9 protein-coding genes and 6 pseudogenes are annotated in these 14,883 nt (G+C 66.6%); 7 read left to right on the forward strand and 8 right to left on the reverse strand.

Annotated features, from left to right (window positions below):
• Positions 1 to 110: 110 nt before the first annotated feature.
• The 7 genes and pseudogenes from NHF48_RS08120 to NHF48_RS08150 form a co-directional block, all read right to left on the reverse strand.
• A pseudogene (locus NHF48_RS08120) lies at positions 111 to 463 on the reverse strand (HesB/IscA family protein).
• 113 nt (positions 464 to 576) lie between these two features.
• Entirely contained in the window at positions 577 to 972 is a 396-nt protein-coding gene (locus tag NHF48_RS08125; RefSeq protein ID WP_253072371.1) for an SUF system Fe-S cluster assembly protein, read from the reverse strand.
• Positions 973 to 1,035: 63 nt separating this feature from the next.
• Positions 1,036 to 2,250 (reverse strand): annotated as a pseudogene (locus NHF48_RS08130) (cysteine desulfurase).
• On the reverse strand, positions 2,247 to 3,320 hold the full coding sequence (locus NHF48_RS08135) for a SufD family Fe-S cluster assembly protein (RefSeq protein WP_253072372.1): 1,074 nt from the start codon (positions 3,318 to 3,320) through the stop codon (positions 2,247 to 2,249). The pseudogene NHF48_RS08130 and the gene NHF48_RS08135 overlap by 4 nt, the downstream one beginning before the upstream one ends.
• 118 nt (positions 3,321 to 3,438) lie before the next feature.
• Positions 3,439 to 4,182 (reverse strand): Fe-S cluster assembly ATPase SufC, encoded by a 744-nt coding sequence (gene sufC, locus NHF48_RS08140; RefSeq protein ID WP_056489234.1) that lies wholly within the window; start codon positions 4,180 to 4,182, stop codon positions 3,439 to 3,441.
• 291 nt (positions 4,183 to 4,473) lie between these two features.
• Positions 4,474 to 5,964, reverse strand: coding sequence for a Fe-S cluster assembly protein SufB (gene sufB / locus NHF48_RS08145; RefSeq protein WP_056057660.1), 1,491 nt, complete (start codon positions 5,962 to 5,964; stop codon positions 4,474 to 4,476).
• Positions 5,965 to 6,090: 126 nt separating this feature from the next.
• A complete protein-coding gene (locus NHF48_RS08150; protein ID WP_056047140.1) occupies positions 6,091 to 6,534 on the reverse strand; it encodes an SUF system Fe-S cluster assembly regulator in 444 nt (147 codons plus the stop codon).
• A 237-nt stretch (positions 6,535 to 6,771) separates the two neighbouring features.
• On the opposite strand from NHF48_RS08150, the pseudogene NHF48_RS08155 reads away from it, so the two are divergent.
• From NHF48_RS08155 to NHF48_RS08165, 7 genes and pseudogenes are all read left to right on the forward strand, one after another.
• Positions 6,772 to 7,799, forward strand: a pseudogene (locus tag NHF48_RS08155) (quinone-dependent dihydroorotate dehydrogenase).
• A 272-nt stretch (positions 7,800 to 8,071) separates the two neighbouring features.
• A complete protein-coding gene (locus tag NHF48_RS25860; RefSeq protein ID WP_446741129.1) occupies positions 8,072 to 8,251 on the forward strand; it encodes a gamma-glutamyltransferase in 180 nt (59 codons plus the stop codon).
• Positions 8,252 to 8,255: 4 nt separating this feature from the next.
• Positions 8,256 to 8,546: pseudogene (locus NHF48_RS25865) on the forward strand (gamma-glutamyltransferase); the annotation flags it as partial.
• Positions 8,509 to 8,922 (forward strand): annotated as a pseudogene (locus NHF48_RS25870) (gamma-glutamyltransferase); the annotation flags it as partial. The pseudogenes NHF48_RS25865 and NHF48_RS25870, both read left to right, overlap by 38 nt.
• A 70-nt stretch (positions 8,923 to 8,992) precedes the next feature.
• On the forward strand, positions 8,993 to 9,559 hold the full coding sequence (locus NHF48_RS25875; RefSeq protein ID WP_446741130.1) for a gamma-glutamyltransferase: 567 nt from the start codon (positions 8,993 to 8,995) through the stop codon (positions 9,557 to 9,559).
• Positions 9,560 to 9,569: 10 nt separating this feature from the next.
• Positions 9,570 to 9,725 (forward strand): hypothetical protein, encoded by a 156-nt coding sequence (locus NHF48_RS25880; protein WP_446741131.1) that lies wholly within the window; start codon positions 9,570 to 9,572, stop codon positions 9,723 to 9,725.
• A gap of 232 nt (positions 9,726 to 9,957) precedes the next feature.
• Positions 9,958 to 11,743: pseudogene (locus NHF48_RS08165) on the forward strand (AMP-dependent synthetase/ligase).
• 161 nt (positions 11,744 to 11,904) lie between these two features.
• Here the strand turns inward: NHF48_RS08165 and NHF48_RS08170 are convergent.
• The gene (locus NHF48_RS08170; RefSeq protein ID WP_253070802.1) at positions 11,905 to 14,817 is read right to left on the reverse strand and encodes a M16 family metallopeptidase; all 2,913 of its coding nucleotides are present in this window, start codon (positions 14,815 to 14,817) and stop codon (positions 11,905 to 11,907) included.
• Positions 14,818 to 14,883: the final 66 nt, after the last annotated feature.

Below are 14,883 nucleotides of genomic sequence, written 5' to 3' on the forward strand. Positions count from 1 at the left end.
AGAGGAGCCAAGATCGAACGGCAGTCCGCTAGTCCTTGTTCTCCCGCGAAGGCGGGAGCCCAGTATGGGTCCCCGCCTTCGCGGGGAAACACGCTACCTTAAGGCAACTCTCAGACCGTGAAGCTTTCCCCACACCCGCAAGCACCCTTGGCGTTCGGGTTCTGGAACACGAAACCAGCGGTGAAATCATCCTCGACCCAGTCCATCGTCGACCCGATCAGGTACAAAATCGAGCCGCCATCGACGAACAAGGTCCCCCCGGCGTATCGATCCGCTCGTCGAACGGCTTGGCTTCGGTGACGTAGTCCACCGAATAGGCCAGCCCCGAACACCCACGCTTAGGCGTCGACAGCTTCACCCCGATCGCATCCTCCGGAGCCCGCGCCATCAGGTCGGCGATCCGCGCATGCGCCGTCTCCGTGAGGTTCAGCGCCGCCGGCCGTGCTCGCAATGTCGTCGCCATCACCAATTCCTTCTGCTCCCCTCCCGCCTGCGGGAGGGGTTGGGGGAGGGCTTGAACAGCAGCGTTCCGCTCTCCCCTCCCCTAACCCCCTCCCGCAAGCGGGAGGGGAATGATTACAGCATGCCCAGCTCTAACTTCGCCTCATCCGACATCTTCTGCGGATCCCAAGGCGGATCCCAGACAAGGTTCACTTCCGCAAACCCGACCCCCGGCACCGACCCGACGCGCATCTCGACCTCCGCCGGCATCGACTCCGCGACCGGGCAGTTCGGCGTCGTCAGCGTCATCGCCACCACCGCATGCCCGTCCTCGGTCACCTCGACGCCGTAGATAAGCCCCAGGTCGTAGATGTTCACCGGGATCTCGGGATCGTAGATCTCCTTCAGCGCGTCGATGATCGCATCGTACACCGCGCCACCGGGCTCGCCGGGCGAATCCACCTGCGGCTTCTGCGCCAGGAATCCCGCGAGATAATCGCGTTTCCGCTCCGCGTCGGAGTCCGTCTCCATCACGACGCGCGCCTTGGGCGGCGATGCGACGGCATCCACTTCCCTCGATCTCGAACCGATCGCTCATTTGAAGATCCTCGTTACTCGCTCGATACCGCGCACCAGCGCCTCGACGTCCGCCGGCCCGTTATACACGCCGAAACTCGCGCGTGCCGTCGCCTCGACGCCCAGCGCCTCCATCAGCGGCTGCGCACATGATGGCCGGCACGGATCGCGACGCGTTCCTCGTCCAATATGGTGCCGATGTCGTGCGGATGAACCCCCTCGATCGTGAAGGAGACAATCCCCGCCGAGCCCACCGGGCCATACAGGCGCACCGAATTGATCCCCGACAGCGCGTCACGCGTCGCCGTCACCAGCGCGGTCTCGTGCGCGTGGATCGCGTCGAGCCCGATGCTCTCGACATAGTCGATCGCCGCATGCAGCCCGAGCGCGCCGACGATATGCGGCGTCCCCGCCTCGAACCGTCCCGGCGGCGGCGCGTAAGTGGTCTTCGCGAACGACACCTTGTCGATCATCGACCCACCGCCTTGGTACGGCGGCATCGCGTCGAGCAATTCAGGCTTGGCCCACAGCACGCCGATCCCGGTCGGCCCGTACAGCTTGTGCCCGGAGAACACGTAGAAATCACAGCCGATCGCCTTCACGTCGACCGTGATCCGCGGCACCGACTGACACCCGTCGAGCAGGATCTTCGCCCCGACGGAATGCGCGATCTCAGTCGCGCGCTTGGCATTAAGCACCGAGCCGAGCACGTTCGAGACATGCCCGAGCGCGACCAGCTTGTGCGCCGGCGTGATCATCCGCTCCATCGCGTCGAGATCGATGCGGTGGTCGGGGGGTGAGCGGCAACACGTCGATCGCGACGCCCAGGCGTTCGGCGATCATCTGCCAAGGCACGATGTTCGAGTGATGCTCGAGCATGGAGAGCAGGATGCGATCGCCAGCCTTCAACTGCGTTCCGGCCCAGCAGGTCGCAACCAAATTGATAGCCTCGGTTGCCCCGCGCACGAACACGATCTCATCAGGCGAACCCGCGCCGATGAACCGCGCCACGGCCTTACGCGCCGCCTCGTACGCGACCGTCATATCGGCGGACCGCTGGTACACGCCGCGATGCACCGTCGCATAGGTCTCGCCATAGGCGCGCGTAATCGCGTCGACCACGACCTGCGGCTTCTGCGCCGTCGCAGCGGTATCGAGATACGCCCAGCCCTCGGGGATCGCGGGGAAGTCCGACAGGCGATCCAAGGGACGAACGTCGGCGATCACACTCACAACGCCCGCTCCAGCCACGCGTCCGCATCCGCCACGAAAGCCTCGCGCACCGTCTCGTCCGCGATCTGGACGAACGCATCGCCGACGAACGCGCGCGTGAGCAGCGCCTGCGCCTTGGCATGCGGGATCCCGCGGCTCTGCATGTAGAACAGCGCGCGCTGGTCGAGTTCGCCGACCGTCGCGCCGTGCGCGCACTTCACGTCGTCGGCGAAGATCTCCAGCTCGGGCTTCAGGTTCACCGTCGCGGTGCGCTGCAACAGCAACCCGCGGAGCGACTGCACCCCGTCGGTCTTCTGCGCATCGCGCGCGACCTCGACCCGCGCCGCAAGGCTGGCCGTCGACTTGTCGGCCGCGACCGCACGCCAGATCTGCTTGCTCTGCCCGTTCAGCGCCGCATGTCGCACCGACACCGCGCACTCCTGCCGCTGGTCGTTCCGCGTCAGCAACGCGCCGCCATATTCGGCAAACGCATCGTCACCCGTCACCGTGATCGCCCCATCGATCCGCGTCCCGGCATCGCCCGCGCCCAACACAGTGACGATCAGGCTCGCCTCGGCACCTACCTCGACCTCGTCGCGCAACGACACGAAACCACCGGACTGAAGCAACCGCACCGCGCGCGTCAGCTTAGCGCCCTTGCCGAGCATCATCCGCGTCGACCGGTTCGACCAGCCGGCCCCGACATAGGTTTCGACCACCGACGCGCTCGCTCCGGCGACGAGAACGATCTCCGCCGGCAGTTGATTGTCGCCACCCGTGGCGATGTGGACGATCTGGATCAGTTCGGCCGTCGCATCCGCCTCGACGCGCAAAGACCAGCCCATACCGGTGGTCCGACGCCCCAGCGCGTGCGATCCGCCGTCGATCGGGACGATCGTGACGTGCCGCAGATCGCTGCGCCCATCGTCGAGCACGCCATCGACGAACACCGCCCGCGCACCCGGCAAGTCAAGAAACCACTCGCCAGCATCCAGCGCAACGCCGCGCGGCAGTTCAGCCGCCGCCGCAATAGCCGTCGGATCACCCCAACGCCAGGACTCCTCGCGCGTCGAAGGAAGAGTAAGCGTCATCACGAGCGCAACTCCTCCGCGTCTCCGCGTCTCCGCGTGAACAAAATTTTCTCACGCGGAGACGCGGAGCCGCGGAGAGTAAGGGGAGAGTTGGAGGCGCCTTCAGCGCGAAGAACACTCATGCGGCGATCCCCACATAGCCTTCGCTCTCGAGCTGCTTGGCGAGGTCCTTGCCGCCCGAGCGGACGATCTTGCCGTCCGCCAGCACGTGGACGAAGTCCGGCTCCACGTAATCGAGCAGCCGCTGGTAGTGCGTGATCAGCAGCACCGCCTTGTCGGGCGCGCGCATGATGCGGTTGATGCCGTCGCCGACGACGCGCAGCGCATCGATGTCCAGCCCCGAGTCGGTCTCGTCGAGGATCGCGAACTTCGGGTTGACGATGCCCATCTGGACCATCTCGTTGCGCTTCTTCTCGCCGCCCGAAAAGCCGACGTTCACCGGCCGCTTGAGCATGTCGTAGTCCATGCCGAGCAGATCCGCCTGCCCGCGCGCGAGCTTGAGGAACTCGCCGCCGGACAAAGGCTTCTCGTCACGTGTCGCGCGCTGCGCGTTCAACGCCTCGCGAAGGAACTGGACGTTCGACACGCCGGGGATCTCGACCGGATACTGGAAGCCGAGGAACACGCCCGCCGCGGCACGTTCATGCGCCTCGAGTTCGAGCAGGTCGACGCCGTCGAACGTCACCGAGCCCGCGGTGACCTCATAACCGGGCCGCCCGCCGAGCACATAACCCAGCGTCGACTTGCCCGCGCCGTTCGGCCCCATGATCGCGTGCACCTCGCCCGCGTTCACTTCGAGCGACAGGCCCTTGAGGATTTCCTTGCCGTCGATCTCGGCGTGGAGGTTTTCAATTTTTAGCATTTTGTGCCTCGCAATCTTTCATTCCGACGCGAAAGCGATTTTCGGAATTTTCTCGTTGGTTCATCAAAATCTGGATTTCTTGCGTACTTTGCGGTGCCGCGTGGCTTGTCGACGACTGGATTTCCCTGACGCGAGCGGCGACATGGGCCAAATCTCGCTCATGCCGCTGCTTCACCGCGGCACAAGTTGGAACACCAGAAGTCTCGGAGCGGGTACACGCGCCGACAGCCAGGAGAGCCACTAAAAGCGGCAGTCGCTCTACTGAGCGCTTAACGGCAGATGACGAAGCGCTCACCCCACGGAGCCTTCCAACGAAATCCCCAGCAGCTTCTGCGCTTCCACCGCGAACTCCATCGGCAACTGCTGCAGCACTTCCCGCGCAAAGCCATTGACGATCAGCGCCACCGCCGCCTCCTGATCCAGCCCGCGCGACATCGCGTAGAACAGCTGGTCTTCGGAAATCTTCGACGTCGTCGCCTCGTGCTCGATCTGCGCGGACGGGTTGCGGACCTCGATATACGGCACGGTATGCGCGCCGCACTGGTCGCCCAGCAGCAGGCTGTCGCACTGCGTGAAGTTCCGCACGCCTTCCGCGGTCGGCGCGACGCGCACCAGCCCGCGGTACGTGTTGTCCGAACGCCCTGCCGAAATCCCCTTCGACACGATCGTCGAGCGCGTGTTCTTGCCGAGGTGGATCATCTTCGTGCCGGTATCGGCCTGCTGGCGATTGTTCGTCACCGCGACCGAATAGAACTCGCCGACCGAGCCATCGCCGAGCAGCACGCACGACGGATATTTCCACGTGATCGCGCTGCCGGTCTCGACCTGGGTCCAGCTGACCTTCGAGTTCTTGCCCTGGCACAGCGCGCGCTTGGTGACGAAGTTGTAGATCCCGCCGACGCCGTTCTCGTCGCCCGGATACCAGTTCTGCACGGTCGAATACTTGATCTCGGCATCGTCGAGCACGACCAGCTCGACCACCGCGGCATGCAGCTGGTTCTCGTCGCGCATCGGCGCGGTGCAGCCTTCGAGATACGAGACGTACGAACCCTTGTCGGCGACGATCAGCGTGCGCTCGAACTGTCCGGTATTCTCGGCGTTGATGCGGAAGTACGTCGACAGCTCCATCGGGCAGCGCACGCCCTCCGGGATGTAGACGAACGTGCCGTCGGAGAAGACCGCCGAGTTCAGCGTCGCGAAATAGTTATCGCGCTGCGGCACGACCTTGCCGAGCCACTTCCGGACGAGATCGGGATATTCCTTGATCGCCTCGGAGATCGAACGGAAGATCACGCCCGCGGCCTCGAGCTCCTTGCGGAACGTGGTCGCGACCGAGACGCTGTCGAACACCGCATCCACCGCGACGCGACGCTTGGGCGTGCCGTCCTCGTTCAGCGGATCCTCGACCACGCCCGCCAGCATCTTCTGCTCGCCGATCGGGATGCCGAGCTTCTCGTAGACGCGCAGGATCTCCGGATCGACCTCGTCGAGCGACCCGAGCTTCGGCTTCGCCTTGGGCTCCGCGTAATAATACGCGTCCTGGTAATCGATCGGCGGCACGTTGAGCTTCGACCAGTCGGGCGCCTCCATCGTCTGCCACAACGCGAACGCCTTCAGCCGCCAGTCGAGCATCCACTGCGGCTCGCCCTTCTTGGCGGAAATGAAGCGCACCGTATCTTCCGACAGACCTTTCGGCGCGAATTCCTGTTCGATGTCCGAGGAGAAGCCCCACTCGTACGTCTTGTTCGCGGCGGCGTATGCCTCTGCGTTCCGGGTAGCCATCATTCCATCTCCGCCGCGGCGCGGCTCTCTAAAAACTCGGCGATCTCTGCGTCTCTGCGCGAACAAGATTCTTTGCGCGAAGAGGCGCAGAGAGCGCGGAGGAAGGGAGGTAAGGCGCTGCGCGCGTCATGCGGGCACCTGTGAAAGAGGGGGGTGTAAAACCGGGGTTTGCGAAAGACTGGCGAGCGACACGCCGGCGAGCGCACCACGGACCGCGCCGTTGACGGCGTTCCAGTGCGGCTTGACCTTGCACGTCTGCTCCACGCAGCAATCCTGCGATGCACCATCGACACACGACGTCAGTGCGATCGGGCCTTCGACCGCTTCAATGATGTCGGCGAGCGAGATCATCGCGGGCGGCCGCGACAAACGAAACCCGCCACCGGTGCCGCGCGTGCTCTCGATTAGCCCGGCCGCGGACAGTCGGCTCACCAGCTTCTGCACGGTCGGCAGCGGTACGCCGGTCTCCTCGGCGAGCAGCGTCGCGTTCAGCCGCGCGATACCGCCGCAATGACGCGCCGCGGCGCTCATCATCACGACCGCATAGTCGGCTAGGCTGGAAAGACGCATGGTGGCTTCGGAGTCCAATCGGACCGATATGATCCGATTGGTCAAATGGGCTTTGTGCAGTGCATCGTCAACCCGGCGAGGGGGTGCTAACGACTCGCAACTGAGCCCTTCCCCGTCATTCCCGCGAAGGCGGGAATCCACTTCGCCTTTCGCGCCTGCGGATGGTTGGATCCCCGCCTTCGCGGGAATGACGGAAGAAGGGTTTGGCCGCCCCAGCCGATATGCCTAAGAGCGCGCATGGCCTTCTACCACCCGATCCTCTTCCGTCTCGACGCCGAGTGCGCGCATACCCTCACCATCGCCGCGCTCGGCGCATGGGGGAAGGCCGGCACGCCACTCGCCCCCAGCGTACCGCGGCTCGCGACGACCGTGGCGGGGATCGCGTTTCCCAACCCGGTCGGCTTGGCGGCAGGCGTCGACAAGGACGGCCGCGCGATCGACGGTTTCTTTGGGTTGGGCTTCGGCAGCGTCGAGATCGGCACGCTCACACCGCTCGCGCAGCCCGGCAATCCCAAACCCCGCATCTTCCGCCTCCCCGAAGACCGTGCGGTGATCAACCGTTTGGGATTCAACAATGGCGGCCTCGATGGCGCGCTTCCCCCGGGCACAGAGCGCAAAGCGGAACGGCGTTCTCGGAATCAACGTCGGCGCGAACAAGGACGCGACTGACCGCACCGCTGACTACGTCCACGGCGTAACCCGAGCCGCGCCCCACGCCGATTACATCACCATCAACATCAGCTCCCCCAACACCCCCGGCCTGCGCGACCTCCAGCACGGTGCGGCCCTGCGCGATCTCCTCGCCGCCTGCACCGCCGCCAAGGGCAGCACGCCGATCTTCCTCAAAGGTCGCCCCCGACCTCGAACCCGCCGACATCGACGACATCGCTCGCGCCGCACTCGACAACCGCATCGACGCGCTGATCGTCAACAACACGACGATCTCCCGCCCCGGCCTGCGCTCGGCCAACTCAAAGGAAACCGGCGGCCTGTCCGGAGCGCCGCTCGCCCCGCTGGCCCGCCAACGCCTGTCGGATTTCCGCAAGGCGACCGGCGCAGCGATTCCCCTGATCTCGGTCGGCGGCGTGGACAGCGGCGCCGAAGCCTATGCCCGCCTCCGCGCCGGCGCGAGCTTCGTCCAGCTCTACACCGCGCTGGTCTACGAAGGCCCCGGCCTCCCCGCCCGCATCCTCCGCGAACTCGACGCGCTGCTGACCCGCGACGGCTTCGCGACAGTCGCCGACGCGGTGGGCACGGACACCTAACGATCCTCCCCGCCAGGGGGAGGTGGCTGGCTCTTGCCAGACGGAGGGGGCGGAAAGGGCAACCTCTGCTTCGTGTCCTCCCCCTCCGTCGCCTACGGCGCCACCTCCCCCTGGTGGGGGAGGATCGCAAGGTTGCGAGACGGGTTGCCTAGTATTCGAACCACGCTAGGCTCGCGCTCGATGAAGACCTCTCTCCTAGCGCTCGCCCCTCCTCGTCCCCACCGCCGCAGAAGCGCGCCAACCCGCCCCCCGCCCCGGCCAAAGACCAGGGCATGGTCAGCGCCGCAGACCCCCGCGCAGCCGCCGCCGGCGTCGAGATCCTCCGCGCCGGCGGCAGCGCCACTGACGCCGCGATCGCCACCATGCTCGCCCTCAACGTCGTCGAACCACAAAGCTCGGGCATCGGCGGCGGCAGCTTCTGGATTTCCCACGCGGCCGGCGGCGCCCCTTAGCACGATCGACGCGCGCGAAGAGGCCCCCGCCGCGGCCGACGCCCGCTGGTTCTACGCCCCCGACGGCACACCGCTGAGGCACAGCGACGCAGTCCCCGGCGGTCGCAGCGTCGGCATCCCCGGCGCGCTCCGCGGCATGGCGCTCGCGCACCGCGCCTCGGGCAAGCTCCCCTGGGCGCAACTCTTCGCCCCCGCGATCCGCCTCGCGACGAACGGCTTCCAGGCCTCCCCCCGCCTCGTCAACGGCATGACCGCCTATGGCGACCACATCACGCCCGAGACGCGAAAGCTCTTCTCCGCGCCCGACGGCTCGCCCGTCGCGATCGGCGCGGTCATCAAGAACCCGCAGCAAGCCGCCCCTCCTCCAGCGCGTCGCGACCCAAGGCCCCGACAGCTTCTACGTCGGCCCCGAGGCGCAGAAGATCGTCACCGCAGTCAACACCGCCGCGCGCAATCCGTCGAAGATGACGCTCGGCGATCTCGCCAGCTACGACGCCAAGTCGCGCCCGCCGGTCTGCGTCAAATACCGCGTCTACCGCGTCTGCGGGATGGGCCCGCCCTCGTCCGGCGGCATCACCGTATTGATGATCCTGAAGCAGCTCGAACGCTTCGACATGGGGAAACTCGGCAAGGACAGCGCGCAGGCCTGGCACCTGTTCGCCGAATCCTCGCGCCTCGCCTATGCCGATCGCGACCTGTACGTCGGCGATCCCGATTTCGTCCGCGTGCCGGTGCAGGGGCATGCTCGACGCGAAGTATCTCGCGTTGCGCTCGGCGCTGATCTCCCCGGCGAAGACGATGGCGACCGTCACCGCCGGGTCACCTCCCGGAGCCCCCGCACGCACCCGCGCCCCGGTCAGCGAAGTCCCCGGCACCACCGACATCGCGACGGTCGACGCCCGCGGCAACGTTGTCGAGGTGACCACCACCGTAGAGGGCTATTTCGGCTCCGGCATCACCGTCGACGGTACGGTCCTGAACAACCAGCTCACCGACTTCGACATCGTCCCCGTCAAGGATGGCGCCCTCGTCGCCAACCGCGTCGAAGGCGGCAAGCGCCCGCGCAGCTCGATGTCGCCGACGATCGTCTACGGCCCCGACGGGAAAGTCCGCCTCGCAGTCGGCGCAGCCGGCGGCTCGACGATCATCGCGCAGGTGGCCAAGGCGATCATCGGCGTGGTCGACTGGAAATTGTCCGCGCAGGACTCGATCGCCCTCGGGCTGCTCTACGCCCCCGGTCACGTCGCCGCGGCGGGAGAAGGGCACCGAACGCGAGGCGATGGTCCCCGCGTTGCAGGCGCTAGGTGAGACCGTCCAAGTGGCAGCGCTCGGCCTGAAGGCAAACGCTATCGAACGCGTCGGCGGCAAATGGGTTGGCGCCGCAGACCCTCGGAGCGAAGGTGTCGCGATCGCAGAGGACGGTATCGTCACCAAGATCCAGCGCGTCGGCGCCCTTCAGCGCGCACCGGAATAACGACAAACTCCACCTCCCCGGCGGAGGCCGGGGTCCAGGTGGGAAACTTTGCTAATTGACGTTCGCGCGTCGGTACTGCGACCTTTCCAACTGGACCCCGGCCTCCGCCGGGGAGGTGCCGAGTCCATGGCAGAGGTTGGGGTTGAGCCCTCGCCGGTTATGACGCACTAACCGTCCAACGCTCAGAATCGCGTCGTACAAGGCGCAACGGCACAGCGCCCAGGGAGAGACAATGGCCCGCCAGCTCGAACGCTTCCCGAACCTCGTCACGATGTTCTTCGCGCGCGCCGCCGAGAAAGGCGACGCCCCGTTCCTGTGGACCAAGACGAGCGGCACTTGGGTCGCCACCAGCTGGGCCGAAGCCGCGCGCCAGGTAGCCAGCCTCGCCACCGCGCTAACCGCGATAGGCCTGAAACGCGGCGACCGCGTCATGCTGGTCGCCGAAAACCGCCCCGAATGGTGCCTCAGCGACCTCGCGATCATGGCCGCGGGGTGCATCACGGTGCCGACCTACGTCACCAACACCGAGCGCGATCACCTTCACATCATCGAGAACGCCGGCGCGTGCGCGATCATCGTCTCGACCGCCAAGCTGGCGAAGACGCTGCTCCCCGCGGTCATCCGCTCGAACCAGGCGCAGACCGTGATCGGGTTCGAGGACATGAAGGTCCCCGCGGGAATCGACTTCCACAACTGGCACGCGCTGATCGCCGCACACCAGACCGCGCCCGAATCCGCCGCCGCCCGTGCCGACTTCGATCGCGAAGACCTCGCCTGCATCATCTACACCTCGGGCACCGGCGGCGCGCCACGTGGCGTGATGCAGCACCACGGCGCGATCCTCCACAATTGCGCCGGCTGCGCATCCGTCATCTCGGAGGATTTCGGCTGGGACGACGAGGTCTTCCTGTCGTTCCTGCCCCTCAGCCACGCCTACGAACACACCGGCGGCCAGCATTTCCCGATCTCGCTCGGCGGCCAGATCTACTACGCGGAAGGCCTGGAAAAGCTTGCCGCGAACATCGAAGAAACGCGCCCGACGATCATGTTCGTCGTCCCCCGCCTCTTCGAAGTCCTCCGCACGCGCATCTCCAAGACGATCGAGAAACAGGGTGGAGCCTCCGCCTACCTCCTGCGCCAAGCCCTCGACATCGGCGGCAAGCGCTACGCCGGCCGTCTCCGCCTGATCGACCGCCCCATGCAGGCCGCCGTCGCCACCCTCTTCAAGCCCAAAATCTCCAAGAAGTTCGGCGGCCGGCTGAAGGCGATGATCTCGGGCGGCGCCCCGCTCAACCCCGAAGTCGGCCTGTTCTTCGAGGCGCTCGGCCTCACCTTCCTGCAAGGCTATGGCCAGACCGAAGCCGCCCCCGTCATCTCGTGCAACCGCCCCAAGGCCGGCGTCCGGATGGACTCGGTCGGCCCCGCGCTCATCGACACCGAGGTCCGGATCGCCGAGGACGGCGAGATCCTGGTCCGCGGCGAACTCGTCATGCACGGCTATTGGCGCAACGATGCCGAGACCGCGAAGGTGCTGAAGGACGGCTGGCTCCACACCGGCGACATCGGCGAGATCGACGATCGCGGCCGCATCCGCATCACCGATCGCAAGAAAGACCTGATCATCAACGACAAGGGCGAGAACGTCGCCCCCCCAGAAGGTCGAGGGGATGCTGACGCTCCAGCCCGAGATCGCGCAGGCGATGATCGCCGGCGACAAGCGGCCGTACATGGTGGCGCTGATCGTGCCCGATCCGGAATGGACGCAGGAATGGTGTGCGAAGAACGGCGACGCGTGCAGCTTCACCCGGCTGGCGGAGAACAGCGAGTTCCGCACGGCGATCGGCCATGCGGTCGAACGGGTGAACAAGGACCTGACCGTAACTGAGCGCGTACGGCGGTTCGTCCTAGCCGACGGCCCGTTCACGATCGAGAACGAGCAACTGACGCCCAGCCTGAAGATCCGCCGCCACGTTCTGAAACAGGCCTACGGCGAACGCCTGGACGCGCTCTACAAATAACCCTCTCCCCCACGGGGGAGAGGGGGGAGGCCCGCGCGCCCTTGCGCGTGGGAGGGTGAGGGGCGTGAGGCTCGCAACGCCTCCGCCAAAGCCCCTCACCCTTCCGTCGCCAAGTGGCTCCTCCCTCCCTCCCTCCCCGTCGGGGGGAGGGACTAAGGCGATCACTTCTTCGCGGACGCCGCCGCCGGCACCACGGCCATCGTCCAGTCCTTCTCCGGCCGCAGGTACTTCGCCGCCGTCGCCTGCAACTCCACCGGCGTGGTGGCCACCAGATCGCTCGCGATCCGCTGCGTCGCCGCGATGCGCCGCGGATCGAACGTCGCGCCGCCGAGCTGCTGCAACCAGAACTGATTGCCGGTCGAGGCGCGCAGGATATACTGCCCCATCGGCTTCTTGATCCGGTCCAGCTCGTCCGCCGCGATCGGCGTCGACACGAGTTCCGCCGCGATCTGTCGCGCGATCTGGAAGAAGAACGACACCTTGTCCGGCGCGACCTGACCGATCGCGACCATCCGGCCGCCGGTGTTCATGCCCACCGGCCACTGGCTCGACACGTTGGGGCTGTAGCTCGCGCCCGCCGCCTGCCGCAGCCGCTCGAACAGCCGGTCGCTGAACACCTGCGCCAGTACGTCGAGACGCCGCGCTTCGACGATATTGTCGATCCCGCCACCCGTCGGCCAGGCGATCACCGCCGCCGCCTGGTTCTCCGGGCCGGTATGCGCCCGCATCACCGGCGTCGCGTTGTGCGCGGGGAAGCCGACCGGCGCCCCCACCGTCGGCACTGCCGTCCGCGGCTTCATCGCCCCGAACGACTTCGCCACCGCGGCGATCGCATCTTCGGTCTTCACGTCGCCGAAGATCGAGACCTCGACCGGTCCGGTCTTCAGGATAGGCTCCCAGAACGCGCGGAAGTCCTTCGCATTCAGCGCTTCGACCGTCGGCTTCGACGGCGTCCCCCAGCGCGGATCGCCAGCCCGCAGCAGACCTTCGAGGTCCCGCGACAACACGCCGTCGGGCGACGAGTCATACCCGGCGAACCCCGCCAGCGCCGCCACCCGAGCACGCGCCACCGGTGCAGGATCCCAGGCCGGGAACGCCAGCTTCGACGCCATCAACCGCAGCTGATCGGCATAATCCGCCGGCGAGGTGATCGCGCTCAGCGTGAACGCATCGTCGTCGATCCCGAAGTCGAGACCGATCCGCCGACCCGCCGTCAGCTGGTCGAGATCGCCCTGGTCGAGCTTGCCGATTCCCCCGGCGACCAGCGCAAGATCACCCGCCCAGGCCGGCGTAGGCCGGTTCGACGGGATCGCGGTATAACCGCCACCGAACCGCACGCGCACATACACGCGCCCGGTCTCGCCCGCGTTCGGGAACAGCAACACGCGCGTCCCGTTGGCGAAGTTCACCTGCTCCATATCGAACGCGGCGATCTTCTCGCGGCTCGCGACGACGCCCGGCTTGCCGAGCGACGGCAGCTTCGAGAAGTCGACCGCAGCCTGCGCGCGACGCTTGCCGGCAAGACCCGAAACGTCCGCCTTCAAAGCGGTCGCCAGCTTAGCCGCAGCGCCCGCATCAGGAGTCTGCGTATTGACGAGGGCGCGCGTAGCCGTGCCCTCGAAGATCGCCTTGCTCGATGCGAGCAGCGTGGCGGGCGTGAACATGCCCTTCGCTTTTGCGTCCTGCAATATCTTGTACGACGTCTCGGGCCCGGCGACCGTCTCGCGAATGTCGAGCGCGCCGACCATGTCGTCCGCCTGCTTCGACCCCGCCTCGACCTTCGCTGTCTCCACGCTAGTGCGCATGATCGTGTCGAAATCGGCATATTCGCGGTCGACTTCGGCCTGGCTCGGCGCGTTGACCTGCGCGTCGGCGATCACCGCGCGGACGTCCTTCAACGCCGCTTCCCAGTCGGTCCCGATCGGCACGATGTTGACGCTGGTCAGGTTCGCCGAGCGCGACACATCGTCGATCGACACGCCGGCTTGCAGGTAGCTCCCGCCCGCCCGCGCGCGCGTTTCCAGACGACGACTGATGAGCCGGGTAGCCAGCACGTCGACCAGCCGCTTCTGGTTCATGATCGCGGTGTCGTCCTTATACTCCCACGGACGCACCACACCGAGCGTCACCACAGCCGGTATAGCCGGCTCGGCGATCGTCGCGGAGACCGGCGCCTTCGGATCGGGCTTGCCGAAATCGGGCGAGGGCACGAACGGGCCGATACCCTTCCAGGCCGCGAAGTTCTTGACGATCAGCCGCCCGAACAACGCCGGGTCCATGTCGCCCGAGATGATGACGACGGTGTTCTCCGGCCGATACCAGCGATCGTGGAACGCCTTCACGGTCGCACCAGTAGCCGCCTCCAGCGTCTTGATATTGCCGATCGGCGAGCGATCCGCGAGCGGCTGCCCGGCGAAGAACGTCGCGCGGATCGCATCGCCGAACCGCACCTGCGGCCCCGGCTGCTCGCGCTGTTCGGCCAGCACGACCGGCCGCTCGGCGGTCACGGAGGCATCGGTAATGACCGGCTTCTCCATCATCCCCGACATGATCTTCAGGCTCTCATCCAGGCCGGACTCGGTCGCCGACGGAAGATCGAGCTTGAAGGTGGTCGAAGTCGGCGTCGTCTGCGCGTTGGTATCAGACCCGAAGGTCGCCCCGAACCGCTGCCACACCCGCTTGGCCTCGCCATCCGGCACGTATTCCGAGCCGCGGAACGACAGATGCTCGATGAAATGCGCGAAACCCCGCTCGCTGTCGGTCTCGTTCAGCGACCCCGCATCGATCCGCACGCGCACCGACACCTGGCCCGGTGGCACGCCGTTCTTGCGCACCGCAAAGCGCATGCCGTTGGGCAACGTGCCGAACTTCCACTCGGGATCCCGCGTGAGATCGCTGCCCTTGTAGAGCCACGCGGTCGTATCGATTCCCGGCAGCTCGGGAAGCGTCGGCGCTTCCTTTGCAGGGGTAGATACGGCCTGCTGCGTCGCCATCTGGCCGCTCGCCGGAATGGCGAGGCCGAGGATGACGGGGATGAGGACGGGAGCGCGGTACAAGCGCGAAAAGGACACCATGGTTCACCTGTAGCGGTCGCGGGCGTCGCTCGCCAGTGCCCTGCCTCCGCACCGGGCGCGCGGTGC

This window comes from Sphingomonas sp. H160509 (genome assembly GCF_024124765.2).
Lineage (GTDB): Bacteria > Pseudomonadota > Alphaproteobacteria > Sphingomonadales > Sphingomonadaceae > Sphingomonas.

What these genes read in the sequence shown, in the direction of transcription:
- NHF48_RS25875 (WP_446741130.1), top strand. Translation starts at nt 8,993, where the DNA reads ATGCTCGACGCGAAGTATCTCGCGTTGCGCTCGGCGCTGATCTCCCCG.
- sufB (WP_056057660.1), bottom strand. Translation starts at nt 5,964, where the DNA reads ATGGCTACCCGGAACGCAGAGGCATACGCCGCCGCGAACAAGACGTAC.
- sufC (WP_056489234.1), bottom strand. Translation starts at nt 4,182, where the DNA reads ATGCTAAAAATTGAAAACCTCCACGCCGAGATCGACGGCAAGGAAATC.
- NHF48_RS08150 (WP_056047140.1), bottom strand. Translation starts at nt 6,534, where the DNA reads ATGCGTCTTTCCAGCCTAGCCGACTATGCGGTCGTGATGATGAGCGCC.
- NHF48_RS08125 (WP_253072371.1), bottom strand. Translation starts at nt 972, where the DNA reads ATGGAGACGGACTCCGACGCGGAGCGGAAACGCGATTATCTCGCGGGA.
- NHF48_RS08170 (WP_253070802.1), bottom strand. Translation starts at nt 14,817, where the DNA reads ATGGTGTCCTTTTCGCGCTTGTACCGCGCTCCCGTCCTCATCCCCGTC.
- NHF48_RS08135 (WP_253072372.1), bottom strand. Translation starts at nt 3,320, where the DNA reads ATGACGCTTACTCTTCCTTCGACGCGCGAGGAGTCCTGGCGTTGGGGT.
- NHF48_RS25860 (WP_446741129.1), top strand. Translation starts at nt 8,072, where the DNA reads ATGGTCAGCGCCGCAGACCCCCGCGCAGCCGCCGCCGGCGTCGAGATC.